Source organism: Actinoplanes derwentensis (assembly GCF_900104725.1).
Taxonomy (GTDB): Bacteria; Actinomycetota; Actinomycetes; order Mycobacteriales; family Micromonosporaceae; genus Actinoplanes; species Actinoplanes derwentensis.
Genome location: NZ_LT629758.1, coordinates 9,250,206 through 9,276,377, shown reverse-complemented (window position 1 = coordinate 9,276,377; position 26,172 = coordinate 9,250,206). Strand labels below are relative to the sequence as shown.

19 protein-coding genes are annotated in these 26,172 nt (G+C 71.5%); 7 read left to right on the top strand and 12 right to left on the bottom strand.

What is annotated here, in order from left to right:
- Positions 1 to 71: 71 nt before the first annotated feature.
- A complete protein-coding gene (locus BLU81_RS41515) occupies positions 72 to 1,649 on the top strand; it encodes a cellulase family glycosylhydrolase (RefSeq protein WP_092554401.1) in 1,578 nt (525 codons plus the stop codon).
- Here BLU81_RS41515 and BLU81_RS41510 read toward each other — a convergent pair.
- From BLU81_RS41510 to BLU81_RS41470, 9 genes are all read right to left on the bottom strand, one after another.
- The gene (locus BLU81_RS41510; RefSeq protein ID WP_092554398.1) at positions 1,577 to 2,797 is read right to left on the bottom strand and encodes a glycosyltransferase; all 1,221 of its coding nucleotides are present in this window, start codon (positions 2,795 to 2,797) and stop codon (positions 1,577 to 1,579) included. The genes BLU81_RS41515 and BLU81_RS41510 overlap by 73 nt on opposite strands.
- A complete protein-coding gene (locus BLU81_RS41505) occupies positions 2,772 to 4,013 on the bottom strand; it encodes a glycosyltransferase family 4 protein (protein ID WP_092554395.1) in 1,242 nt (413 codons plus the stop codon). Before BLU81_RS41505 ends, BLU81_RS41510 begins: the two co-directional genes overlap by 26 nt.
- Positions 4,010 to 5,458 (bottom strand): lipopolysaccharide biosynthesis protein, encoded by a 1,449-nt coding sequence (locus BLU81_RS41500; RefSeq protein ID WP_157752001.1) that lies wholly within the window; start codon positions 5,456 to 5,458, stop codon positions 4,010 to 4,012. The genes BLU81_RS41505 and BLU81_RS41500 overlap by 4 nt, the downstream gene beginning before the upstream one ends.
- Positions 5,452 to 6,738: a hypothetical protein gene (locus tag BLU81_RS41495; protein WP_092554392.1), complete on the bottom strand. Its 1,287-nt coding sequence runs from the start codon at positions 6,736 to 6,738 to the stop codon at positions 5,452 to 5,454. Before BLU81_RS41495 ends, BLU81_RS41500 begins: the two co-directional genes overlap by 7 nt.
- On the bottom strand, positions 6,735 to 8,642 hold the full coding sequence (locus BLU81_RS41490; RefSeq protein ID WP_231953761.1) for a hypothetical protein: 1,908 nt from the start codon (positions 8,640 to 8,642) through the stop codon (positions 6,735 to 6,737). Before BLU81_RS41490 ends, BLU81_RS41495 begins: the two co-directional genes overlap by 4 nt.
- Complete coding sequence (locus BLU81_RS41485) at positions 8,639 to 9,736, bottom strand: glycosyltransferase family 4 protein (RefSeq protein ID WP_092558379.1); 1,098 nt, start codon at positions 9,734 to 9,736, stop codon at positions 8,639 to 8,641. Before BLU81_RS41485 ends, BLU81_RS41490 begins: the two co-directional genes overlap by 4 nt.
- Complete coding sequence (locus BLU81_RS41480; RefSeq protein WP_092554389.1) at positions 9,733 to 10,593, bottom strand: glycosyltransferase family 2 protein; 861 nt, start codon at positions 10,591 to 10,593, stop codon at positions 9,733 to 9,735. The genes BLU81_RS41485 and BLU81_RS41480 overlap by 4 nt, the downstream gene beginning before the upstream one ends.
- 69 nt (positions 10,594 to 10,662) lie before the next feature.
- Positions 10,663 to 11,343, bottom strand: a complete 681-nt coding sequence (locus BLU81_RS41475; RefSeq protein WP_231953760.1) for an L-type lectin-domain containing protein — start codon at positions 11,341 to 11,343, stop codon at positions 10,663 to 10,665.
- A gap of 245 nt (positions 11,344 to 11,588) precedes the next feature.
- Positions 11,589 to 13,736 carry an FAD-dependent oxidoreductase gene (locus BLU81_RS41470; RefSeq protein WP_092554383.1) on the bottom strand — a complete coding sequence of 716 codons (2,148 nt, stop codon included), beginning with the start codon at positions 13,734 to 13,736 and terminating at the stop codon, positions 11,589 to 11,591.
- Positions 13,737 to 14,024: 288 nt separating this feature from the next.
- Between BLU81_RS41470 and BLU81_RS41460 the strand changes: the two genes are divergently transcribed.
- The 4 genes from BLU81_RS41460 to BLU81_RS41445 all read left to right on the top strand — a co-directional run bounded on the left by BLU81_RS41460 (position 14,025) and on the right by BLU81_RS41445 (position 18,758).
- Positions 14,025 to 14,786 (top strand): glycerophosphodiester phosphodiesterase, encoded by a 762-nt coding sequence (locus BLU81_RS41460; RefSeq protein WP_092554377.1) that lies wholly within the window; start codon positions 14,025 to 14,027, stop codon positions 14,784 to 14,786.
- 274 nt (positions 14,787 to 15,060) lie between these two features.
- Entirely contained in the window at positions 15,061 to 16,449 is a 1,389-nt protein-coding gene (locus BLU81_RS52175; protein WP_092554375.1) for a hypothetical protein, read from the top strand.
- Positions 16,450 to 16,701: 252 nt separating this feature from the next.
- Complete coding sequence (locus BLU81_RS41450; RefSeq protein WP_092554372.1) at positions 16,702 to 17,532, top strand: siderophore-interacting protein; 831 nt, start codon at positions 16,702 to 16,704, stop codon at positions 17,530 to 17,532.
- Positions 17,533 to 17,579: 47 nt separating this feature from the next.
- Positions 17,580 to 18,758: a CynX/NimT family MFS transporter gene (locus BLU81_RS41445; protein WP_092554369.1), complete on the top strand. Its 1,179-nt coding sequence runs from the start codon at positions 17,580 to 17,582 to the stop codon at positions 18,756 to 18,758.
- Between the two features lie 7 nt (positions 18,759 to 18,765).
- On the opposite strand, the gene BLU81_RS41440 is transcribed toward BLU81_RS41445, so the two are convergent.
- Positions 18,766 to 18,957 (bottom strand): hypothetical protein, encoded by a 192-nt coding sequence (locus tag BLU81_RS41440; RefSeq protein WP_157752000.1) that lies wholly within the window; start codon positions 18,955 to 18,957, stop codon positions 18,766 to 18,768.
- Positions 18,958 to 19,515: 558 nt separating this feature from the next.
- Positions 19,516 to 23,697 carry an AAA family ATPase gene (locus tag BLU81_RS41435; protein WP_092554363.1) on the bottom strand — a complete coding sequence of 1,394 codons (4,182 nt, stop codon included), beginning with the start codon at positions 23,695 to 23,697 and terminating at the stop codon, positions 19,516 to 19,518.
- A gap of 129 nt (positions 23,698 to 23,826) precedes the next feature.
- Here BLU81_RS41435 and BLU81_RS51145 point away from each other — a divergent pair, with 129 nt between their 5' ends.
- Positions 23,827 to 23,997, top strand: a complete 171-nt coding sequence (locus BLU81_RS51145) for a hypothetical protein (RefSeq protein ID WP_231953759.1) — start codon at positions 23,827 to 23,829, stop codon at positions 23,995 to 23,997.
- A gap of 40 nt (positions 23,998 to 24,037) precedes the next feature.
- Positions 24,038 to 25,540 (top strand): glycosyltransferase family 39 protein, encoded by a 1,503-nt coding sequence (locus tag BLU81_RS41430; RefSeq protein ID WP_231953758.1) that lies wholly within the window; start codon positions 24,038 to 24,040, stop codon positions 25,538 to 25,540.
- On the opposite strand, the gene BLU81_RS41425 is transcribed toward BLU81_RS41430, so the two are convergent.
- A complete protein-coding gene (locus BLU81_RS41425) occupies positions 25,531 to 26,172 on the bottom strand; it encodes a 4'-phosphopantetheinyl transferase family protein (protein WP_092554357.1) in 642 nt (213 codons plus the stop codon). The two genes, BLU81_RS41430 and BLU81_RS41425, sit on opposite strands and share 10 nt — an antisense overlap.

Genomic DNA, 26,172 nt, shown 5'->3' with positions numbered 1-26,172 from the left:
CACTGACGGCGGAAGCCGGTCAACCGAATGGAGGGGTCACCACCTGACCAGAAAGTGAAGGGCTGACCTACGTGAGTACTGCTCGCACCAGTGCGGCGATCCTGGCTTCATCGCTCCTCCTCGCCGTCGCAGTACCCGCGTTCCAATCGACGGCCGCGGCGACATCCACCCCGGCGGGCGTGGAGACACCGGCCACCACCGACCCGGCCGCGCCGGAGACCGTTCAGCCGGAGACACAGCCGGCTCCGCTGCCGACGGTCGCCCCGGAGACGCTCATGGGTGCCCGGCTCGCCGCGGTGACGACGGCCAAGACCATCAACTACTACCCGACGAACGCGGGCTGGTCGGCGATGTGGACCGGCTTCGACGCCGCCCGCGTCGACGAGGACATGGCCCGGGCCGCGGCGCTGGGTGCCGACAACGTGCGGGTGATCGTCTTCCCGCAGGCGTTCGGCTATCCCAAGCCGAAGGCGGACTACGCCGAGCGGCTGCGCAAGTTCATCAGCATCGCCGACGCCAACAACCTGACCGTCAAGCTGACCCTGTTCGACTGGTGGGCCGCCTACTCCGACGCGGCCGGCAGCGCGGCCTGGGCCAAGGCGGTGCTGGCGCCGTACGCCGACGACCGCCGGGTGTTGTCGGTGGAGTTGAAGAACGAGTTCGTGGCGAACGATCAGGCGGCCGTGGACTGGGTGCGCCAGCTGATCCCGGCGGTCCGCGCGGCTGTTCCGCAGATGCCGCTGACGCTGTCGGTCGACGGGCAGAGTGGTGCGGCCGGGCTGGGCCGGATCAAGGCGTCGCTGGTGGACACTCCGCTGGACTACTACGACTTCCACTTCTACGGGAACTCGGAGCGGGCGCTGGCCGAGATCCGCCGGGCGCAGGAGGCGGTGGCCCCGGACCCGATCGTGATCGGCGAGACGGGACTGAGCACGGCCGCCGCCGGCAGTGAGGGTGAGCAGGGCGCGTACCTGGCCCGGGTGTTCAAGGCCGCGGCGATGGCCGGGGTGGGTTCGGTGGCGCCGTGGACGCTGTACGACTTCGCGGACGGGGCGATCCCGTCGAATTCGCAGGTGTCGAAGGTGCCGGCGCAGTACAAGTTCGGGCTGTACCGGGCGGACGGGACGCCGAAGTTCGCGGCGGCCGTGGTCCGGTCCGCGTGGGCCGGCGCGGATCTGACGAACGACCTGCTCGATCTCGGTTTCGAGGCGGGCCCGGCGAGTTCGCCGTGGCGGCCGTACCTGACCGACGACGGGGTGGCGACGCGGGCCGGGGACGCGGCCCGGACCGGCGAGTATTCGGCGCGGTTCGCGGGCACCGTGCGGGACGGCTCGAACCTGCCGTCGATCCGGACCGCGCCGATCGCCCCGGTGACGGCCGGGCAGAAGTGGCACGCCGAGGTGTGGGCGCTCGGGGCGCAGGTGACCGGTTCCAACGAGATGGCGCTGAGCTGGTTCGACATCAACGGCAGATGGCTGGGTCAGAACAGTTCGAAGCAGGTGGCCAAAGGCACCAGCGACTGGACCCGGCTGACCGTCGACGCGGTCGCCCCGGCGGGGGCGACCGGCGTCCAGCTTCACCTGAAGTCGGGCGACAACAAGGGTTCGGTCTGGTTCGACGACGTGGTGGTGTCTCCCATCGAGGGATGACCGAGACGAGCCAGCAGGCGGGCGTACGCGTCGACCGTGCGTTCCCAGGAGGAGGGGTCGGCGTGCCGGCGGCCGGACAGTCCGGCGGCACGCACGATGCCTTCACGCAGTTCGGCCGGTTCGCCGGCGGGCACGAAGACGGTGCCGCTGTAGTGTTCGGCGGCTTCGACGAGGCCGCCGACCGCGGTCACCACCACCGGCAGGCCGTGGCTCATCGCGATGTGCAGCGGTCCGCTGGCCGAACTGCGGCGGTACGGCAGCACCACCACGTCCGCCTCGGCGAAGAACTCGTCGACCTCGGTGTCCGAGACGTACCGGTTGACGAAGGTGATCCGGTCCCGCACCGGCGAGTAGCCGATCATCTCGCCGGGCCCGGTCCAGCCTTCCCAGGTCTCCCCGACCACGGTGAGGTGGTACTGCGGGCCGAGGTCGGCGAAGGCGCCGATCAGATCTTCCAGTCCTTTGTACGGCCGGATCGTCCCGAAGAACAGCAGGCGGCACGTGCCGTCGGCGGCGGCCACCAGCGAGGACGCCGACGGCCGGTGATGATCGAACGGCCCGTGCAGGGCCACTTCGACCGGAACATCACCCAGGTCGTACGCCTCGTCGAGCGCCGCCCGGTCGAACCGCGAGTGCACGATCACCCCGTCGGTGCGGTTCAGCAGCGGCCGGATGCAACTGCGCACGTATCGTGCCGCCCACCGGTGCCGGGCCTCCCCGGTGTCCTGAACCTCGTGGAACTCGACGATCACCCGGATTCCGAGCCGCCGGGCGGCCAGGACCAGGATCAGGTACGAGTGCAGCACCGCCCCGGTCCACCACTGCAGCACCAGCACGTCGGGGCGGAACTCGCGCAGGAACCGGACGGCGCGGGCCAGGCTGGGGACGGCCCACCAGTCGATGCCGTCGAAAACCCGTACGCCCGCGTCGTAGTGAAGATCCGCCAGGCGGTGACCGACCCGCTCCCGGCCGGGATAGAGCCGGGCCGGCAGCAGCCGTCGCATCAGGATCGCACCGACGTCGTAACGGTCGCGCAGCGCGTTGCTGAGCCGGCAGGTGTAGTAGCTGATCCCGGAGAGGAAATGCCATCCGGAGCCGACGACGAGGATCCGGGGACGCGGGTCAGCGGGTGGCGGCGATGCAGGCACGGTAGACCTCCTCGATCTGGGGTACGACGCGGGCCGCGGTGAATTCGAGGCCCCGCCGGTGGCCGTTGGCGCGCAGTGCGGCGGCCAGGTCCGGTTCGGTGAGCACCCGCCGCAGCGCGAGGTGCAGGGCGCCGGCGTCGCCGGGTGGCACGAGCAGGCCGTTGCTGTCGTCGCCGACCACGTCGAGCAGGCCGCCGGAGGCCGAGGCGATCAGCGGCGTGCCGGCCAGCATCGCTTCGACGGCCACCTGGCCCATGCCTTCCAGCAGTGACGGGACCACTCCGGCAGCGGCGTGCCGCCAGGCCGACATCACCTGCGGATGCGGTACGTCGGTGCGCAGCAGCACTCCGTCCGGGATCGGCGGGGTGTCCTCCCGGCGGGTGCCGAGGCAGACCAGTCGCGGCGGTTCGTCCGGGCCGGACCAGTCCGCGCACAGCTTCTCGTACGCGTCGAACAGCACGTCGATGCCTTTGTGCGGGCCGAGTTGGCCGACGAACAGCAGGTAGGGCCGGTCCGGCAGCCAGTCCGGGCGGGGTGTGGTCCGGGCCAGTTCGTCCAGGCCGTCCGGGACCAGGCTGGAGATCACCTGGACCGGCAGTTCGCCGGGGAGCCGGGCCAGGTTCAGCGCCGACGCCACCGAGTGCGAGATCGCGGTCAGGCAGTCGATGCCCCGGTGCCGGTGCGCGAGCAGTCCCGCGGTGAGCAGGGCCGACTTCGGGGTGCCGTACTGGCCGGCGGCGCAGGGTACGCAGCGGCCCAGGCTCGGGCCGTCGCAGCGGCGGCCGTCCCGGGCGAACGTCTTGCGCACACACGTCAGCCCGAAGTCGTGGGCGGTGTGCACGTGCGGCCGGCCCAGTGGGGTGCCGTGCAGGGGCAGGTAGCTGTACATCAGCCAGTCGTGGCTGTGCACCAGGTCGTAGTCGCCGTCGCGCAGCACCCGGGCGATCGCCGCGGTGGTCAGCGGGTCGGCCGTGGTCGGGTGGAACGGTTTGCGCGGGTCCCTGTTCATGCCCGGGAGCAGGGTGTTCGCGACGCTGCGAACCCGGATCACCCGGATTCCGTCGATCGTCTCCCGGTGCGGCGCCGCCGGTGTCGCCAGGGTCAGCACGGTGATCTCGTGCCCGCGGCGCACCATCTCCGCGCCGCTGGTGGCGATGCTGCGTTCCAGGCCTCCGATGACCGGCGCGTAGAGGTTGGACAGATGCAGGATCTTCATCGGTTGCTCCCGGTGGGTGCCTCGCCGGCGGTTCGCCGCCGCTCATCGACCCGTTGATCACTATTTGCACACCCCGGACCCGGCGGAGGCCCAGCGCGGCCCGGCGACCCGCCGATACGTCCACCGAGCGGGGCACCAGCGGCACGTCGACCGGCCGGGGCACCGCCGGCACCCGCGCCGGCCCGGAGCACGGTGGTCGCCACCACCAGGACGGCGGCCGCGAGCTGGCCGGTCAGCCAGGCGATCCCGGCGCCGGTCACGCCGGAGCCGGGCAGCAGCAGCCAGGCCAGCGACAGACAGGTGATCGCCCGGACCAGGTTGAGGCGACGGCAGCGCCGGAACTCCCCGGCCGACCGCCAGTGCGCGACGGCCAGGTTGACCACCGCGTCGGGGAGGGCGGCCAGCACCAGGATCCGCAGCAGCAGGCCACCCTCGGCGGCGTAGTCCGGGCTGAACAGCCCGAGGATCCGGTCACCGGCCAGCAACAACACGACGGTGGGCAGCCCGACGACCGCCGCGACCACCAGGGCCGCCCGCGAGACCGGGACCGTCACCGCGTTGGCGCGTTCGGCGTAGAGGGCCGAGGCCACCGCCGGGGAGACCATGAACAGCATCGACGCGGTCATCCACGCCAGGTAGAAGTGGGCGTTCGACTCCGAACCCAGGTGGGCGGTGACCAGCACCGGCAGGAGCGCGGCCGGGCCGGCCTGGGTCAGGTTGATCAGATGGTGCCCGGTGAGCGCGGTCCGCAGATGCGGCGCCTCGGTACGCAGCCCGGCCCAGAACCCCTGCTGCCCACCCGGCGTGGTGGCCGGTGGGCGGAGCCGGCGAACCGCGACGGCGATCGTGAACAGACTGATCAGCAGGGTCGGCAGGACGTAGGAGACGAGGATCGCGACGGCACCCTGCAGACCGGCGTCCAGGACCGCCACCAGGGTGAGGATCTTGCCGGTCGCGATGGTCAGGTTCCGGATCAGCATGCCGTGGCCGGACCGGTGGGCCACCCAGAGGTTGTCCAACAGCGTCGTCAGGGTCACCGCGATCGCGGCGGCGATCAGCGCGGGTGTGCCGCCGGGCCCGCTCAGGAAGGCGAAGTTGCCGGAGAAGACCGGTACCGCCAGGGCCGCCGCGATCGCCGCCACCGCAGTCGCCGCCGAACTCAGGGTCAGGCCGGAGGTGACGATCCGCGTCCAGGTGGCGGCGTCCGCACCGGGCAGGCGCTGGATGAACATGTGCCCGGTGCCCAGGTTGGCGAGCATGCTGACCGCGGTGGCCGCGGAGATCACCGCGGTCGCGAGCCCGATCCGGTCGGGCGGGACGGTCCGGGCCGCCACCATCCAGTAGAGGTATCCGAGGCCGCCGTTGCCGACCGTGGTCGCCATGATCAGCAGGCTGTTGCGGGCCAGCGAGTCCCCGGCGAGCCGCCGGACGGCACCGATCAACATTCGACCGGCTCCTCTGCGTTGCGGCACTTGCCGGACTTCCGGTCGTGCCACGACCGGTGGGTCTCCCGGTCGGGGACCGGGCCGATCATGTGGCCGCCGACCGAGGCGACCAGCCAGCCGAGCGAGTCCGGGACCGGCAGTTCGCCGTCGACGAACGTGTCGACCGGCGGCGGGATCGGTTTCGGCCGGATCGGTTTGCCGCCGCTGTCCGTGGAGCCGGTGGGCCCGGTGCCGGACGGTCGTTCGCCGGGTTCGTCCGGCGGATCGGCGGCGCCGGTGGCCGGTGCCCCGGTGCTCCGGGTGCGGGTGGAGCCGTCGGCCACCGGTGGGCGGCCGACCTTGACGGCCGGCCCGGTGCTGGTGGCCCGGATCTCGGCGGGCGGTTTCGCCAGCGGTGCGTTCCGGGTGCTCCGCCCGTCGCGGGGAGTCGGCCAGGAGCCGGGTGCCGGTCCGCGGAACCCGGGGTCCGGGCGTTCCGGCGCCACCGGCTGGGGCTGCGGGGACGGGTGCGGGACGGCCGGGGACCGGGCGTAGAAGCCGGTGCTGGTGCCGCCGATGCTGATGTCCACCGCGCGGAGGTGGCCGTCCGCGGGCGGGGCGGGCACGTGGACGGTCAGGAAGCGGATGGTGTCGGCGGCCAGAGTCATCGGTTCGCGGTCCACCACCTGGCCGCCGATGCGCAGTTGCAGGAGGCCGGTGATCTCGTCGAGGCCGGCGCTGGCCACCCGGATCGGGACGGCCAGGCCGCGGGCCGGAACGGTCACCGGGCGGTCGATGGCGGCGGCCCAGCCGTTGAGGGCGATGCTCAGATAGCCCGGTTCGGCGGGGCTGGGCCCGGTCCGGTAGCCGTGCACGGCCACGCCGCCGACGGCAACCGCCAGGATCACCGGGACGGCCACGGCCGCTGTGCTCCGGGCGTACCCCGCAGGTGATGGTGAAGGGTCTTCGCCGGAGGGGCGGGGACGCAGCAGCGCCACGGTGCCGAGCACGGTGACCAGGACCGCGCAGCCGATGATCAGCGGGCCCGGGCGGACCGGAGCGCCGAAGGCGTGCAGCACGAGTGCCACCAGGGGGACGGTGACCAGGCCGGCGATCGCGGCCAGACCGCCACGGACGGCGGGGACGGCCGTCTCGGCGGGGAGTCCGGGGAGGGCGCGGAGCCAGAGTGCGCCGATCGACAGCAGGGCGATCAGGCAGAGTGGGGCCGCCAGCCAGGGCCGGCCGACGGCGAGGAGCAGAGCGATGAGAGCGGCGTACGCCGTGAGCAGTGATCGGATCATCGGGCCCCCGTGCGGATCGGCTGCCCGGCGCGGTCGAAGTCGAAGCGGTAGATCGCGATGTGCGGGCCGTCGTAGACCTTGATCAGCCAGGGCATGGTGTCGAACTTGGTCAGTTGGGCTCGGGTGAATCCGGGCCGGCCGTCGTGCGGGATCGGCTCGTTGTTCTCGAAATAGATCTTGATCTCGGGGACCTGTTCGGCCATCCGGCGATCGACCACCAGATACTCGAAACGCCAGTCCCGCAGTTGCCGCATCAGGCTCTCCGGCATCGGGCTGCCGGGGCGGGCGATGTAGAGCTGGTAGGCCGGGAAGCTCTCCGAACCGGTGGTCGGTTCCTGTTCGCCGTACGACCCGAAGATCAGTCCGGAGTAGCGGTCGGCGACCAGCCGGGCGCCGCGCCCGTGGGTCTCGCGCAGCCACTCGGCGGCGGCCAGCACCTCGGGAGTGGAGGCGCGGGTGTCCGAGCCGAAGACCGGCGGGCCGGGGAACCGGTACGACGGATTCATCCCGGCCGCGGTGTTGCCGATCATGACCAGGCCGCATCCGGCGAGCAGTAACGCGCCGGAAACACTGATCCGGCGGTGCGAGCGGTCCAGGAGTGCGATGATCAACGGGGCGGCCGCCAGAGCGATGCCGAGGTAGCTGAACGCCCAGGACCGGCGGGCGCCCTCGGCCCCGGACGGGGTCAGGATCAGCAGGGTGGCCGGGAAGTAGAGCGCGCCGAGCAGCAGCATCGCGGCCGAGGCGGCCTTGGTGACCGGCTCGGCGGTGTGCCGGCGCTGCCACCAGAGCACCGCCGCACCGGCCGTGGCCAGCGCGGCGCAGCCGGGAGCCGCGTAGGCGGCGTACTGCTCCCACCACGGGGCGACCGACTGGCTGAACAGGGTGCGCCCGCCGGAGCCGGAGCCGGCCATCCCGCCGAACTGGTCGAGGGCCCGGCCCAGGTAGGGCTCCAGATATCGCCCGGTCCGCGGCGACACCGACGCCATCCACAACCCGACCGAGGCCCCGGAGATCGCGGTGAGCGTCCAGGCCGTCCGGGCCGGAACCCGGAAGAACGAACTGGACAGGGCGATCAGGCAGAGCATGCCGGTCAGCCAGATCGCGGTCAGATGGTGGGTGGCGGTGATCGCCACGGTGAGCAGCACCGTCAGCGCCGACCAGCCGAGCCGGGCGCCGGGTGTACCGGCCCGGATCGCGCGCATCGCGCACGCCAGCGCCCACACCAGCACCCCGATGGCCAGCGACTCGTAACCGAGCTGGGTGTCGAAGTAGAGGTAGGAGCTGTTCAGGCTGTAGACGATGGCGGCCGCGGCGGCGATCCGGGCGTCCGGCCAGAGCTGGGCGGCCAGCACCGCTACCCCGAGCGTGACCAGGACGTGCGCCACGATCAGGACGAACAGAGCGGTGTGCCAGACGGTCAGACCGGTGAGTGTGGCCAGCGAGGCGACGGTGGCGTGCAGGCCCGGATAGTCGCCGATCACCCGGACGATCGGGTTCTGCTGGAAGAGCACGCCGTCCAGGAGGATGTCGTGGGCCTGGCCCCAGTGGGCGTACTCGTCGTGGTAGAGCGGCCCGGCCGGGTTGCGCAGCAGTTTCGGGAGGAAGGTGAAGCAGGCGTAACCGATCAGGACGGCGAGGCGCAGCCGGGCGCTCGAACCGCGCCGTACCGCCCACCAGGCGGCGGGCAGACTGAAGATCAGCATGCCCGCCCAGAACCAGGTGAACGCGCCGTCCTGCCCCCATTCGGCCCGCTGGTACGCGGTGACCAGGGCGACGGCACCGGCCGCACCGGCGATCGTGAGGCTGACCGCGGCGGCGGCAGCGAGCCGGGCCGAGTTGTCCGGCCCGGTCTCCCGACCACCACGCCGGCCGATCGTGGGACTGGCCGTGGCGGCAATCATCGGCTGACGGCCCCCACCGGTGCCGTCCGGCAGGCCACCGCGGCGTAGACGTTGCGGGTCGCGGTGACCACGTCCGCCCAGGTGGGCAGGATCGCCGGCCGGGTCCGGCCGGCGGCGGCCGCGTCCTGGAGCGCGGCGGCCAGCACGGCCTCGTCCTCCGGGTCGGCGAACCGCAGCCACGCGCTGTCCCCGGCCAGCCCGGCCACTTCGCGGTGAGCCGGGATCGGGGTGGCGACGGTGGGCAGCCCGGCGGCGAGGGCGTCGGCGACGGACATGCCGAAGGCCTCGTGGGCGGAGGCGGACACCGCGGCCGCCGCCTGCCCGACGCAGGCGTCGAAGGCGGCGTCGTCGAGACGCCCGTGGAAGACCACCCGGCCGGCCAGCCCGAGACCGGCGGCGAGCTGGCGCAGCCGGTCCGCGGCGGGGCCGGTGCCGACCACGTCGAGGCGGTACTCCGGGCCGAGCCGGGTCATCGCCCGGATCACCCGGTCGACCCGTTTGTACTGCTCCAGCCGCCCGACGCAGAGGATGCGGCGGGCCTTGCCGGGGGCGCCGCGCCGGGCCGGCGGGCGCGGGTCGGTGCCGTTCGGGATCACCACGGCCCGGGTGCCGACCGCCGGGAAGTCGCGCAGCACCAGATCCCGCTCGGCCGAGGTGACGCAGACGACGGCCGAGGCCCGGGTCATCACGGTCCGGCCGAGCGGCCGGTAGAGCGGGTGCAGCGCGGCCCGGAACCGGCTGTGCCCGGTGCCGTGATAGTGCGGGGTGAACACCAGCGGGGCCCGGTTGCCCAGGGCGGCGCAGAGCGCGGCGAGGGCGTGGTAGCTGTGGGCGTGCAGGACGTCGTACTCGGCGGCGTGGGCGCGCAGCCAGCGCCAGAGCGGGACCGAGAGCCGGTAGTTGCCGGCCGGGACGGTGAGCGGGAAACGGCGGACCAGGACGCCGTCGACGGTCTCCACGGACCGGACGGCGTGCTGGGTGATCACCTCGACGTCGTCGCCGGCCGCGGTCAGGCCGGCGCACAGCCGCTTCACGTGGGTCTCCACCCCGCCGATGTCGGGGTGGTAGGCGTTCGAGACGACACCGATTCTCATCGGGCGGCTCGCTGGGCGGTCCGGGTGGTCCGCGACCGGCGCGGATTCCACTCGCGGGCGATCGTCCGGAGCACGCGCATCCCGTCGGTGAAGGCGTTCAGGTTGCTGACCCCGTGGATCCGGTTGTGCTCGAAGCTGGCCACTTCGGTGATCTTCAGTTCGGCGCGGGCGGCGCGCAGGTTGAGCAGGGTCTCGATCTCGAAACCGTCGCCCCACAGCCGGCCGTCGGTGTTGTCCGGCGCCGGTGAGGTGCTGTCCAGGTCGAACACGTCGAGGCAGTGCGCCCAGAACGCGTTGTAGCCGTAGCAGAGGTCGCTGTACCGGGTCCGGAACAGGACGTTCACCAGCAGGCTGAGGCACTTGTTGCCGGCCCGGCGCAGCCGGGTGATGTCGGCGCTGCCACCGTTGCCCTGGAAGCGGGAGCCCTTGGCGAAGTCGGCGCCGTCGCGCAGCGCCTTGACGAAGGCCGGGATCTCCATCGGATCGGTCGACCCGTCGGCGTCGATCATGACGATGATGTCGCCTGTCGACTCCGCGAATCCACAGGCCAGGGCGTTGCCCTTGCCACGGCGGTTCTGCCGGACGACCCGGATGTCGGGCCGCAGGCGGCGGGCCACCGCCACGGTGTCGTCGGTGGACCCACCGTCCACCAGGACGACCTCGTCGACCTCGGGGAGCCGGGCGAAGACGTGCGGAAGGTTCCGGGCTTCGTTGAGCGCCGGGACGATGACGCTGATCCGGGGCTCGATCACGCCGTCGTTGCCCGGCGGGGCCGCCGGGACCGGGATGTCGGCGACGCGCAGGGAGGTGATCACGGCGTCGGTCTCCTCGGGCAGCACACGGTCGACCGTGGGCATATCTGTCTCCGATCGGGCAGAGCACCGGCCCGGATTCAGGGCCGGCGTACGGGAAAAGGGCGGTGGCGCTCAGTCCTTCGGCGAGCCGACCGACCACTGGTAGATGTCCTGGCGCGCGGTCAGTTCGCCGGTGGCGCCGGTGAACCCGACCCAGGCGATGTCGGTGCCGATCCGGTCGGCCAGGTCGACCTTCTGGTTCAGCACGAGCTTTTCGGGGGCGCCCTCGGTGGTGGAGCGGACGTGCACGGTCAGGCGCTCGCGGCCGGCGTCGTACTTGACCCGCGCCCGGAACGGTTTGCCGTAGAGCGGCACCGGCGACGGGGCCTGCGCGGCGTGTTTGTCCGGGTGGCCGCCGAACACGACCGCGAGATGGTTGCTGCTGGGGTCGGACGAGTTCTGGTAGGTGTCGAACTCGACCGCCACGCTCCGGCCGATGCCGCGGTAGCCGAGGCCGCCGCCCCAACCGCCGAGTGCGCGGGGGCCTTCGCCCTGGATCAGGAAGGCGATGCCGTCGGCGCCGGCTTTGCCGTTGCGGATGTGGGCGGTGAACGTCGACTCGAAGGAGCGCTCCAGGGTCACCCGCAGGGTGCTCCAGGCCGAGCCGGTCTGCTTGTAGCCGCCGTCGGTCAGCCGGATGACCCGCTCGTCGTCGCCGGCCCGCCACATCAGGGAGGCGGTGCCGTTCAGGGCCAGGGGCGGTTTGTACTCGTCGGGATCAGCGATGGCCGCGGGCGACCCTCCGGTGTTCACCGCGGCCACTATCGCGAGCAGTGCGGAGGCCAAGAGACCGCCCCGGGCGGTCCTGGGCGCACGAGTAGAGCGCACGATAAACTCCAATTCGACGGATTTGCCCGACTTAGACCTGGCCTAAGCTAGGACAGTCCGCAGAGCCGCGTGACGGAGTCGTGCGATTTACCCCGGACGGATGGCGCTTCGACGCGGGACGCCGTAGATCGTAGGCACAACCGGGCCACTATCCGCTGGAAAATCCCGATTTACCGGGTTATCCGGGTGCCTTCGTTTTCCGGTCGGAACAGCGGCTCCGCGGACACCGTGGCGGTCAGCATCCGATCGAAATAGCCGATCTCCACCTGTGTCCCGGGGCTGGACAACGCGGCCGGCAACCACGCGTAGGCGATCGGGGCGCCCACGGTCCACCCGTACGCCGCCTCGGTCACATGGCCCACCGCGAACCCGCCGGCGTACACCGCCTCGCCCCCGACCGGGACGTCCCCACTCTCCGTCACCACCAGGCAGACCAGACACCGGTCGGGATCGGACCGGTCCCCGGCCGGCGGGTCGGCCCGCCGGCCCGCCTCCAGCCGCAACGAGTCCAGCGCCAGCTGACCGGCCACCACCAGGCCCAGCTCACGGCCCGCCGCCCAGAGCGTGTCCCAGAGCCGCGCCCCGTACCCGGCCTCGGTGTAGATCTCCCAGCCCGGCTCGCCGAGCAGCGGAATCCGCAGCATGGTGACCGGGACCAGGCCCAGCACGCCCTCCCAGACGTCCACGGCGACCGGGCCGGTCAACGGGGTGACCAGCTCGCGGGCCACCGGCCCCCACACGCCGAGACCACACGTGCCGCCGGTGATGTCACGCACCGTGACTCCCGGCGGGAGCTGTCGCGGGAGAGCGCCGCCCACCATCAGGGTTCGATGTTCGGCGACCCGCGCGAGGGTCATCCCACCGGACCGGATCAGCTGCCCCACCGGCGGGCCGGGCATCGGGCCGAGCAACTCCGCCCGGTCGGCCGCGGTCAGGTCGAAGAGTGCGACCTTGCGCCGGGTCAGCCGCGCCTCGGTCCCGGCGATCGGCGAGCCGTGCCGCGACGACCACTCGTCGCGGGGCGGGGCGTCGTCCGGGGGCGGATTCGACGTGTACCAGAGCGGCCGCTCCCAGCCGCCGGCCGCGCCGAAGACCGCGCCCAGCTCGACCTGCCGGGAGTGGAAGGCGCCGATCCGCAGATCGCGCAGCGCGGGCGGGGCGTGCGGATGGGCGATCGCGCTCGCGGCGATCACATTCCTTTTGACGTACGCCGGTACGCGCTGAGCCGCCCCGAACCGGTCGGCGTCGAGTTCGCGCAGGTCGATGCCGGGCGCCCCGTCGATGATCCACTCGGCGAGGGCCTTGGCCGCACCGGCCGAATGCGCCACCGACACCGCCGCCGCGGTCCACAGCCCGCGCGGCTCGACCTCGCCCAGTAGCGGAAAACCGTCCGCGGTCATCGCGAGCACACCGTTGAAGGCGTCGTCGATGGCGGTCCCGCGCAGTGCCGGGATCAGCTCGGTGGCCGCCGTCCACGACGACCGGAAACCGTCCCGGGTGAACGGCAGCATCGCCGGGCGCCCGTCACCGGGCAGATCGTCGAGGTCGTCCGGACCCGGAACGAGACGGTAGGAGCCGATACCGATCCGGTCGCCGTGCGCCCGGAAGTACAGGTCCCGGTCGGGATGGCGCAGGATCGGCAGGCTGTCGGCGGCACCGGCCGGGGTGGTCCGGACGTACTGCTGGACCATCGGGATCAGCGGCCGCCCGGTGGACCAGAACCCGGTGCACTCGATCACCACCGCGGCCGGGAAGGTCTCGCCGTCCGCGGTCCGGACACCGGTCACCCGGCCATTATTCGATAAGACATTGTCGACTCGCCTATTCCCGATAAACCGCGCGCCGGCGTTCGCGGCCCGCGCGGCCTGGATCTCGGCGGCCCGGACGGCCGGGATCAGACCGTCGTCCGGGACATGCAACCCGCCGAGTACGGCAGCGCCGTCCAGCAACGGGAAGAGCGCCACACAGGCGGCGGGGTCGACGACAGTGGACGCGACACCCCACGACCGGCCGAACCCGAACCGGCGGTGCAACTCGGCCAGCCGCTCCGGCGTGGCCGCCACCTCGAGACTGCCGACCGCCTCGAAACAGCCGAGCCGGGCGTACTTCTCCGCGGTGTACCGGGCCAGCCGGGTCATCGTCCGTGAGGCGTCGATCCGGAACACCAGGCCCGGAGTGTGCGAGGTGGAACCACCGGCGGTGAAGAGCGGTCCCTGGTCCAGCACGGTGACGTCGGTCCAGCCCCGTGCGGTCAGTTCGTCGGCCAGCGCGCACCCGACGATCCCGGCACCGATGATCACCACCGCGGGACCGGTCATCCGATCAGCCTTTGCCCGACGGCCATCGCCGGCAGGGCCACCGGGGGGTGAATCGCAGCCGGGCCCGGCTGCGGACTCCGAAACGCCGGGTCACCAGACGGTTCTTGAGCGCCCGGGAACGCAGCGGCCGGCGAACCGTCACGTCGTCCTCGATGGTGTTCAGTTTCGTGCCCTGCCTTCCGTGCTCAGCCCCCGGCCGTGGCACCTAGGATCATCAGGCGCGAGGCCGTGGTCAATGGGCCGACAGGTCTTTTACACACGTGGAACAAAGCCCGGCATACTGCCCCTGTGCCGCACCCGTTCCTCGACGCGCCCGCCCCACTCGCCTTCGCCCATCGCGGCGGGGCCGCCGACGGCGACGAGAACACCGCCGCCGCCTTCGGACGGGCCGTCGCGATGGGCTACCGGCACATCGAGACCGACGTGCACGCCAGCGCCGACGGCGTACCGGTCGTCATCCACGACCCCGGCCTGCAACGGATGACCGGTCTCGACGCCCGGGTCGCCGACCTGACCTGGGCCGATCTGTCCACCGTGCGGATCGCTGGGGAGTCGCTGCTGCCCCGCCTCGACGAGGTGCTCGACGCCTGGCCGTCGACCCGGTTCAACATCGAGGTCAAGGCCGACGCGGTGGTCACGCCGGCACTCGAAGCGGTGCGGCGTACCGGTGCCGGGGACCGGGTGCTGCTCGGCTCGTTCAACGACGCCCGGCTCGCCCGGGTCCGGGCGCTCGGCGGCCCCCGGATCGCCACTTCCCTCGGCCAGCGCGCGGTCGCCCGGCTGTGGGCGGCCGCGATCGCCGGACTGCCGCTGCGACTGCCCCCGTCGGCGGTCGCCGCCCAGATCCCGGTCCGGCACGGACCCGTCACCGTGCTCACTGCGCGATTTCTGGCCTACCTGCACCGGCTCGGATTGGCCGTTCACATCTGGACCGTCGACGATCCCGCCGAAATCGAACGGCTAATCGACATGGGAGTCGACGGCATCATGACGGACCGTATCGAGATACTCCGGGACGTCTATGCGGCGCGCGGATTGTGGATAGCGTAGGGCGACCGTCCGTTCACAGGTTCATCAGATAACCTCCCTGCTCAGGGACTTTCCTCCCAGATCCGGTGAACCCTCGACATCATCCGTTCGGCTGATGTCCGGAGTTCGAGCCCACTCCCATAAATCTTTTTTAAGTGGGCTGTAAGAACTTCCTAATTCAAGTTCCGGAATTGCTTTCTGTAAGGCTTCCTCCTAACGTCTGGGCGTCGGCTGCCCGTGCTTGAACCCATCGGGGCGGCCGCCGTCCGGGAAATCGGAAGAAGAAGGTTCCGTCATGCGAAGCTCGGGTCAGACACGTACCCGGCTGTTGGCCGCCGGCGCGGTGCTCACCGCCATCGGCGGAGTCATCGGCTTCACCCAGTTCGCCTCCGCCGCCGAGACTCCAGGTGTCTCCACCAAGGCCGCCACCGAGAGCGGCGCCGGCAAGGTGGTCGGCAACAACCTGACCATCCTCACCGACACCTGCATCGACAGCGATCTGGCGCCGCACGACGGCTTCCAGCGCGGCGAGCGCTGCGTGTCCACCGAGTTCGGCGAGGTCGGCGCGGCCGCCAACAACCCCACCCTGCTGATCACCGAAGCCCCACGCAACGTCGTCGTCGGTGCGGCGTTCCAGCTCCGCATCAGCACCCGCAACCTGATCCGGGACCGTTTCCTCGCGGCCGGCCAGGGCGGTTACTACGTGGAGAGCAGCGTTCTGCAGAACGGCCTGGTCCGTGGCCACTTCCACACCGCCTGCCGGATCCTGGACAGCCAGAACCAGGCGCCCGCGCCGGAGCCGGTGCCGGCGTTCTTCGTCGCCACCGAGGACAGCAAGGGTGGTTCCGAGCCCGACACCGTCGTGATCCAGGTGCCCGGCCTGCCCCAGGAGGGCACCTTCCAGTGCTCGTCGTGGGCCGGTGACGGTTCGCACCGCATCCCGATGATGGAGCGCGCCAACCAGACGCCCGCCCTCGACTCCGTCCGGGTCACCGCCCGCGCCGCCGGTAACAACAACGGCGGCGGCAACAACGGCGGCGGGAACAACGGCGGCGGGGGCAACAACGGCGGTGGGAACAACAACGGCGGGGGCAACAACGGCGGTGGGAACAACAACGGCGGCAACAACGGCGGTGGGAACAACGGGGGCAACAACCCCAACACCGGTGAGGTGACGCCGTCCGCGCCGGTCGTGACCCTCACACCGAAGACGGACGTGACCACGTTCACCGCCACGCCGAAGGCCACCATCTCCCGGGACACCGAGGACAACGACGAGGACGAGGACGCCACGTCCTCGGGCACCAAGCCGAGCCCCTCCCCGACGGCCAAGGCGACCACCACGAAGACCACCGAATCGGAGTCCACCGAGACGGAGTCCGAGAACACCACCACGGCGACGCCGAAGAGCACCAAGAAGGCGACCACCGCTGCGGAGATCGACGAGCCGGAGCCCGAGGCGACCGACACCGACGGCCCGGCCCTGGCCGACGACCCCGGCAACGGCGCTCCCGACGCGGAGAGCACCTCGGACAACCTGGCCGAGCCGCCGGCGACCCAGAGCAGCTCGTTCAACCTGATCAGCAGCAACCTGGTCTGGATCGGCGGCGGCGCGGTGCTGGTCCTGGTCGGTCTCGTGATCGCGGCCTTCATGCGGGCCCGCCCCCGGAACAACTGGCGCTGAATAGCGCGTAGGTGAACAGGCGGGACCCATCGGGTCCCGCCTGTTTCCCGTATCAGTATCTGGAGATGGGGAGCCGCCGGTGCATGAATCATGGCCCGGAAGGGTCGAATACGGAGAGTATTCAGGAAAACGAAGCTCCGGCGATCTTGATCGTGTCAGACTTTCAAGAATCCAGCGGCGAGACGGTAGATCGCCGGGAATAAGGGTAGCCTTACCTGTCTGAGTCTTTTCCACCGGCAGTGAGGTGCAGTTATGGCGAACAGACCCGCGCGACCGGCCCACGAGGGTGTGGTCACCCGGGTGGAGCAGCTCACCCCCCACATGGTGCGTGTGGTCATCGGTGGTGACGCTCTGACTCGGATCGAGGCCGGGCAGTTCTCCGACCATTACATCAAGGTGCTCTTCCCGCAGGGCGACGCCGACTATCCGGCCCCCTTCGACATGAGTGTGATCCGCGAAACGATGCCCCGGGAGACGTGGCCGGTCGTGCGGACCTACACGATCCGTAAATGGCTGCCGGAGATCGGCGAGATGTGGGTCGACTTCGTCGTCCACGGCGACGAGGGCGTTGCGGGCCCGTGGGCCGGCCGGGCCCGTCCCGGTGACCCGTTCCGCTTCATGGGGCCGGGCGGCGCCTACCTGCCGTCCGCCGACGCCGGTTGGCACCTGCTCGCCGGCGACGAGAGCGCCATCCCGGCGATCGCGGCGTCCCTGGAGCGGCTGCCTGACGGCGTTCCGGCCCGCGCGTTCATCGAGGTGTCCGGGCCCGACGAGGAGCAGAAGATCGAGACGACCGGCGACGCCGAGATCGTCTGGCTGCACCGCGGGGCACGACCGGTCGGCGAGCTGCTGGTCGCCGCCGTGAAGGAACTGGAGTTCCCGGCCGGGCGGGTGGAGGCGTTCGTGCACGGCGAGGCGGGCTTCGTTCGCGAGCTGCGCGGTCACCTGCGGCTGGAGCGCGGCCTGACCATGGACCAGCTGTCCATCTCGGGTTACTGGCGCCGCGGCCTCAACGAGGACGGCTGGCAGGCCGGCAAGCGGGAGTGGAACGAGCAGGTCGAACGCGAGCAGGAAGCCGCGTGACGAGCCTGTAAGGAGTGTAACCCCGATCACCCAATACGATGGGGTCCATGGTGATCGGGGAGAAGACGCGAACAGGCAGCCTGTTCGCCTTGACGGCGCTGCTGCTGGCCGCCGTCAATCTACGGCTCGCGGTCACCAGCATCGGCCCGGTGCTGACCGAGATCCGCACCGGGCTCGGCATGAGCGCCACCGTGGCCGGGCTGCTCACGTCGGTGCCGGTGGTGTGTTTCGCCGTCATCGGCCTGACCGCGCCCCGCCTCGCCGCCCGATTCGGCGCCCCTCGGGTGATCCTCGGCGGCCTGTCGCTGCTCACCACGGGTCTGCTGGTCCGTCCGTACTCCGGCGGCTCGCTTCTGTTCCTGCTCTTCAGCGCCGTCGCGATGGCCGGCATCGCCCTGGTCAACGTGCTGCTGCCGTCGATCGTCAAGGACCGTTTCCCGGACCGGGTCGGCGCCGTCACCGGCCTCTACTCGGTGGCCCTCAACATCGGCGCCACCACGGCCGCCGCCGCCACGGTGCCGATCACCGGCGCCTTCGGCGACGACTGGCGGCTGGGCCTGGTCTGCTGGTCCCTCGCGGCGGTCCTCGCCCTTCCGCCGTGGTTGCTGCTGGCCCGCGACAACCGGTCCGCGGCCGCCCAGACCACCACCCCCGCGCCGGTACGGGTGAGTCGCCACCCCGTCGCCTGGGCTCTGGCCGTCTACTTCGGCATGCAGTCCACGTCGGCCTACGTGATCATCGGATGGCTGCCGGAGATCTACCGCGACGCCGGACTGTCCGCATCCCTGGCCGGCGTCCTGTTCGCGGTCACCTCCCTGCTGGGCGTGCCCCTGTCGTTCCTGCTGTCGGCATACGCCGGCCGGCTCCGTTCGCAGAGCGGCATAGCCCTGGCCCTGGGCGCCTTCGGCATCGCCGGCTGGGCCGGCCTGTGGGCGTCCCCGGCAGCCGCCCCGTGGCTGTGGGCGATCCTGCTCGGCGTGGTGAACGCCGCCTTCCCCCTGGCCCTGACGATGATCACGTTGCGCGGCCGCTCGCCCGCGACGGTGGTCCGGCTGTCCGCGTTCGCCCAGAGCGTCGGCTACCTGATCGCCATCCCCGGCCCGATCCTGGTCGGCGCCCTGCACGACTGGTCCGGCGGCTGGCGCCTGCCGCTGGGCTTCATGGTCGCCCTGATGCTCCCCCAGATGCTGGCCGGAGCTTTGGCCGGCCGAAACCGCCAGATCTGACCCCTGATCAGCGGTTGTAGAACTGCTCCCTGATCTCGGGGAGATCCACACCGGCCAAGCCGCTGTAGCTCCCCAGCGGTTCGACGACCAGTAGGCGTCGCCGGGAATCCATCGCGTCGGACAGCTCGGTCAGCGCACCGACCAACAGTTCCTCCTGCTCGTCGACACGTGCCTGCAAGGCATACAGGGCAACGGACATCGACTGGATCACGTCCTGAACCGTGGCACCTGAGATCGGCGAGGTTGAGCGCCGTCGACTGTTGCAGAATCGCGGCGGTGCCGAGCTTGGAGAAGTACCCGGAGAACTCGGTCGCCGCGTCGCCTTCCCAGTGCTCCATGTGCAGCCTGATGTTCGCCGCCAACTGGCCGACCGGTTCCACCTCGCTGTCACCGGCGAGCACCTCGGTCGACAGTCCTCCGTCCGCGCGGCGAGCGATCCGCAGGTTGGGCACCAGGGTTCCCGCCGTGCGGTACAACGGCCCGTTGACGATTCCCGCGGCTCCAGCAGTCCGGCCAGTTGTCCCACGGCATCCGCCCAGCTGATCGACAACCGTCTCTCGACGGGTCCTTGCCGGAGGGTACGCCGGGAAGGCGGATCCGGTTCGAGTGCTGAGAGTCCGGAAAGGACAGCCCGGTACGCCGAGACCGAGGAGTGCCGGCGCACCGGGCCTGTTCAGGAGAGATCGCACCGCGACCTCAGGTTAGGTAAGGCTAACCTAGCATTCGGGCCGGTTCGGGGGAACACGCCCGGAACAGCTCACGAACAGGCGGGGGAGACCGGGAGGCCGTCGTTGCGGCTGAGCGGCTCGGCGATTCCGCACAGGGTGCGCACCGCCACCGCCGGGTCCAGTGGCCAGACGTACACCTGCGAATCGACCCCGCCGCTGATCAGCAACCGCCCGTCGGGGGAGAACTCGAGTGCGATCGGCGCCGCCCCGTGGCCGTTCAGCACCGCGGTGTTCCGATGGCTCGCGGTGTCCCAGAGCCGGATCGGGCCGCCATGGTCGCCGACTGCCAGCGTCCGACCGTCGGGTGACCAGGCGATCCGGTCGATCTGGTCACCCTGTTTCCGGGTTTGCCACAGCGACTCGACGCCGTCGGCACTGCGGATGTCGACGAACCGGTTACTTCCGGTAACCGCCATTGACCGGCCGTCCGGCGCGATGGCGAGGTCCAGGGGCTGGTAGCCGCCCAGCGGCCTAGCCGCGCCCATCTCGGTCAAGTCTCCGGTGTGCCAGGACCGCAGTTCCGCCGACAACCCGGCTATCCCAGGTTCGACGCTGGTCCTGGTGATCGCCGCGTACAGGGTGCCGCCGTCCGGGGAGACGGCTATCGCGTAGCTGCTGTCGGCGCCGAGCGTGATCTTGTTGCGCATCCGCCGGCCGCCCACGTCGTACACGACGATGTCGCCGGCGGGCTTCAGGAGATCATCGTCGATACATTCGGAGGTGGACACATACATCAGGTCACCGCGCGGGGAGACCGTCATGTCCTTCGGGCACGACGGCAGTTTCACCGAGGCCTGCCGTTTCCCCTGTTCGTCCCAGAGTTCCAGGGTCTCGGCCAGCGTGACGACGCCGAGCAGGCCACCCGACGTCCAGGCCAGGTCGGTCACCGTGCCGGCCGGGCGGAACGACCGGACCCGTTCGCGGGTGGCGGCGTCCCAGATCCGGACGGTGCCGTCCGAGCCGCCTGCGGCCATCCGGCGACCGTCCGGGGAGAAGTGCGCGTCGTAGACCTCGCCATCGGTGTTGAAGGTGTTCACCACCCGCCGGTACACCAGGGTCGGGCTGTTCGGGGCGGTGACCACGGCCAACTGGCCGGACGCCGACGCCGCTGACGCCCCGTAACTGATGGGCCCGGTCCGCAGTTCACCGGTGATGTCCCCGGTGAGCGACCACAGGTTGACCCGGCCCTCCAAGCCACTGCCGATGATCATGCCGTCGCCGGTGACAGTGAATGTCGTCCTGGACCCCGTAGCGGCCCACTCCGGCGAGATGTCCCGCAGTTTGCGGCCGCTCGCCGCGTCCCACTGCCGCAGCCGGGTCCGGTTGCCGGGGATCGGCTCGTTGGTGATGAGCGAGCCATCCGGGGCGAACGCGAGATAGTTCGGGCCAGGCAGGGAGGCCAGCAGTTTGCCGTCGCGCAGCCGCCAGATCTCGACGCTGGGATCGTTGCCGACCTCGGCGAGATGGGTGCCGTCCGGGCTGATCGACAGCGAGGCCCCGCTCCCCTTCCCCACCGGTAGCGTGCGGACCGACCGGCCGCTGGCCGCGTCCCAGAACCCGAGCGCCGTCTGACCTCCGGCGGTTTTTGTGCTGGTGGCCACGACGGTGCTGGTGCCGGGTAGCCACGTGACGGCGCCGAACGCCGGAAGGGTGTGGATCAGCCTGCCGGTGGACGCGTCCCAGATCTTCACGCCCTCCGCCATGAGTGCGCCGCTGGCCAGATAACGGCCGTCCGGGGAGAACTCCACTGAGTTGACCCAGATCAGATCGGCGTCCGAACCGGTGTAGGCCAGCGGCGGCGTGATCTCGGTCAGGGTGGCCGCGTCCCAGAGCCGGATCAGGCCGATGTTGTCGCCGATCGCGATGCGTGTCCCGTCCGGGCTGACCGCTGCCGAGTTGCCGCCCGGGACGGTGCCCAGCCGGCCGGCGAACCGCACCATCTGGGTGGAGAGCAGGGCGCCGCGCGCCTCCGCGGTCGGTTTCTCGTGCCAGGCGTCCAGAGCTTTCCGGACGGCGGCCGGTTCGTCCTGGTCGAGCAGCGCGAGGGTCTCCGCCGCGTACTGCCGGGATGTGGCGTCGCGGCCGACTGCCTCGGCCGTCCGCTGCCGGTCCAGCGCGACCAGGCCCGCACCGGCGGTGAGCAGCAGTGTGACGCCGAGACCGGCGGCCAGCCGGCGCAGGCGGCGGGTGCCACGATCGCGGTCGAGTTGTTCCCGGGCGGCGGCGGCACCGCCCGCGGCGAGGTACTCCCCCACCACCGGCGGCACCCCGTCACCGCTGTGGATCCGTTCGCGGGCGGCGATCAGGCGGGAACCGCGGGGCAGCAGGTCGGGGTCGCGGCCGGAGCGGTCCCAGTCGCGGGCGGCCTCGGTGACCGACTCGCGCAGCAGCAGGTCCTCACGGGCTTCGGCGACCCAGCCGGCCAGCCGGGGCCAACTCGTCAGCAGCGCCTCGTGGCTGATCTCCACGGTGTCCGCACCGACCGTGACGAGGCGGGCCCGGACCAGCCGCCGGAGCACCCGGGAGTCGCTGGCGGCCCGCTCACCGCGACGGCGCACGGCGGTGCCGTCCCCGGTGACGGTGACCAGGGCGAGCAGGGCGTCCCGCAACCGGTCGCGGTCCTCCGGGCTCTGGTCGAGGTAGATCTTCTCGGCGGTGCCGGCGATGGCGTGCCGGATGCCACCGGTGTCCTGGTACGCCTTGACAGTGAGCCGGATCCCCTCGCGCCGGTCCCAGGTGGCGCGCAGGGCGTGGGCGAGCAGCGGGAGCGCGCCCGGCTCGTACCCGCCCCGGTCGTCGACCCCCAGGTCGCGCAGCAGCAGGCCGGGCAGGCCGGGTTCGACGGTGAGCCCGACGTGCTCGGCGGGTTCGACGACGGCGCGCCGGATCGCTGCGGCGTCCAGCGGGCCGAGCACGACGTGACCGGCGGCGAGCACCTTGGCCAGCGGCGGCAGCGCGACACACGACGGGTAGAAGTCGGAGCGGACCGCGATCACCACGATCGCCGGGGCGGCGCTGGTCAGCGCGGTCACGTAGGCCAGTCGTTCAGCCGGGTCGGGGCACTGGGTGAACAGTTCCTCGAACTGGTCGATCACGATGATCGGGCGGTGCCCGGCGGTGGCCGCCTTCGCGGCCAGTTCACCGAGACGGCGCGGGCTGTGCCGAATCTCGCGCAGCAACCGGGTGTTCTCCTCGGCGGTCCCCGAGCCGTCCAGGTGGTGCAGCCGGGTGACCAGGTCGGCGAGTGGGCGCACCCCCGGGTCGGCCAGCACCCACGACCAGGCGGTGGCCTCCTCGCCCAGCGCGCCTCCGGCGATGGCCGGCAGCAGTCCGGCCCGCAGCAGCGACGACTTACCGGCGCCGGAGACCCCGGTGACCACCAGCGGCGGGCCACCCAGCGCCTGTTCGGCGACCCGGCTGAGCAACTGGGCGATCTGCGGTTCCCGGCCACGGAAGCGAGGCGCGTCCTCCGGTTGGAAGCTGACCAGGCCCGGGTACGGTGGAACGGCACCGCCCGGCACCTCGGCGGGCACCTCGTCACCGACCGGCAACTGTTCGCGGGTGACGTCGACCAGATGCCGGCGCACCTCGTCGAGGCGCCGGTTCAGTTCGATGGTCTGCCGGGCGAAGTCCTGCCGCAGCCCGTCCACACTCTGCCGGACGTCGGTGACCATCCAGCCCAGCTCGGCGACGCCGAGGCCCAGTTCCTGGAACGCGCCCTCGAGCGCCCGGCGCAGGTCGTCGTCGGTGACCGCGGCCTCGGCGATCGCCACCGCCACCGCGCCGACCTCGCGCAGCACCCGGGAGATCTCCTCGTGCAGGGCCCGGCCCCGGTCGTCCGCGGCGGCGAGCCGGGGCAGCAGGTCGGCGGCGATCGCGTCCCGCCACCGGGCCTCGGACCAGCCGCCCGCTGGGGGTTCCTGATCGCGCAGCCGGCGGGCGGTGTCGGCGAGGGTGTCGGCGAGGTAGTTGCTGCCCAGCCCGCCGACCTGGTCGAGGGCGGCGGCGAAGGCGTCCGGGGCACCGAGGCCGGCGCCGGCCACCGGGGCGACGACGGAGGCGGTCAGAAAGGCAAGGATGGCGTACGGGCTGGCGGCGCGCAGTCCGGCCCGGGTCCGGCGACCGGAGTCACGGATCCAGTTCCGCACCCCGGCACGGGCCCGTTCGTCGGCGGCTTCCACGGCATCGTCGAGGGGTTCCTGTCCGGTCACCGATCCTCCGTGTGCATCGACACGCTTCGCGATCTCATGATGTCACCGTCGATCCACAAGGAGACCATCCTGAGGTCCCGGGACTTTCGGCACGCGACCGAGCCGGGGGTCCCGTGCACCAATGGAGGTATGACCACGACCGTCAAGGAACAGCCCCGAAAGACCGAAGTGGAGCGCCGGTACGCGACACCGACCGGGGATCCGTGCCCGTATGCGCTGCGTACCGACGGTACGGTCGACGGGGACGGCGACTGCCGGGGCTGCGGAACCTGTCTACTCGGGGCGGGCTGGTCGAGATGACATTGGCAACGGGCGACGAGTTGCCCGTACGGTGGGGTCCGTGGTCGATGCTCTCAGTGACATCACGGCAACGCAGCGTATCGAGTCCGCCCGTCGACCGGTCGCGTGGTGGCCGGTCGGACTGACCGCCGCCACCGCCACGCTACTGCTTCTGATCACTTCCGGGGGCTACGGCTACCACCGCGACGAATTGTACTTCCGGCTGCTGAGCCAGCATCCACAGTGGGGCTACGTCGATCAGCCACCGTTCACGCCGATGCTGGTCCGGTTCGGGATCGCGTCGTTCGGTGATTCCGTCTGGGCGATCCGGGTGGCCCCGGCCGTGCTGCTCGGCCTGACCGCCGTGGTGGCCGCGCTGATCGCCCGGGAGGCCGGCGGGGGCCGGGCCGCCCAGTCGATCGCCGCGGCCGGGGTCTTCAGCACCGTCGCACTGTCGGCCGCGCACGTCACCTCGGCCACCGCCACCGATCTGCTGGTCTGGCTGCTCGTGCTGCTCCTGGTGGTGCGGGCCCTGTTGTGGGAGCGCCCGCGGGCCTGGCTCGGCGCCGGGGTGGTGGCCGGGCTGGGTCTCTGGAACAAGCATCTGGTCCTGCTCCTGCTGCTCTGCCTGGCGGTGGCACTACTGCTGGCCGGGCCGCGCGAGGTGTTCCGGTCCCGGCACCTGTGGGCGGGTGCCGGACTGGCCGTGCTGATCGGCCTGCCCAACCTGATCTACCAGGTGGTCAACGATTTCCCGCAGGTGGAACTGGCGGTGGCCGTCGCCCGCCAGGAGGGCGCCGGGTCGCGGCTGGCGCTGCTGCCGGCGCAGTTCACGCTGCTGATCCTGCCTCCGGTGTGGATCGCCGGACTGGTCGTGCTGATCCGCGATCCGCGGTTGCGGCGGGTGCGGGTGATCGCCGTGGCCTATCCGCTGATGCTGGTGGCGGTGCTGGTGACCGCGGGCCGGCCGTACCATCCGCTGGGTCTGCTCTTCGGGATCCTGGCGATCGGGGCGGTGCCCACCGAGCGCTGGCTCACCGGACGGCGCGGGCGGCAGGCGCTGGTGACGGCCGGGGTGGTGCTGTCGGCTCTGGCCGGCACGGTCATGTCACTGCCGGTCGTCCCGGAGGACGAACTCGCCGGATCCCTGCCGGCCGAGCGGAACGAGACCGTCGCCGACCAGGTCGGCTGGCGGCAGTACGTGTGGCAGATCGGCCTCGTCTATGCCGGGCTGTCCCCGGCCGATCAGCGCCGGGCCGTGCTGTTCACCGGCAACTACGGCGAGGCCGGCGCCCTGGACCGGTTCGGCCCTTCGATCGGCCTGCCCGCGGTCTACAGCGGGCACAACGAACTGCACCGGTTCGGCCCGCCGCCGGAGTCGAAACGGGTCGTCGTCGCGGTGCTGCGGGAGCCGCCGGCCGGCATGCTCGGGCCGTGCACCGCCGAAGGCACCCTGCACAACACTCCCGCAGTGGTGAACGACGAGGTCGGCGCGCGTGTCTACGTCTGCCGGCCGGCCGCTTCGTGGGCCGTGATCTGGCCCCGCGTGCGGCACTACTCGTGATGGGCGACCGCGGTCACCACCAGGCCCCGCTCGACCAGGAACCGGCCGGTCAGAGTGCGGAACGGCGCGTCGACCAGCAGGTGGGCGGTGAAGGTCCGGGCCCGCGGGTCGATCTCCAGCGCCGCGTCGCCGAACCCCAGCCACCGGCCGGTCAGCGGATACCACACCTTGTAGACCGACTCCTTGGCACTGAACAGCAGCCGGTCCCAGTGCACCGACGGGTCCCCGGCCGCCAGCGCGGCCAGGTGCTCGACGTCGCCGGGGGCGGTGACGGCGCCGAGCACCCGGGGCGGAAGCGGGGCGTGCGGTTCGGCGTCGATGCCAAGGCCGATGACGTCGCTGGTGCGCACTACCGCCGCGGCCCGGTAACCGGTGCAGTGGGTGATGCTGCCGGCCACCCCGGTCGGCCACACCGGTTCGCGGCGCGGGCCCGGCCGGATCGGCACCGCCGGCTCACCGAGCGCGGCGAGGGCCTCCCGGGCACAGCGGCGGCTGGTGACGAACTCCCGGCGGCGGCCCTCGCTGGCGGCGGCGATCAGGTCCTGCTCGCCGGGGAAAGCGGCTTCGGCGGGATCGTCGGAGTACGCCTCGGCGGTGGTGACCGAGGACGGCAACAGCGATCTCAGGAGCAT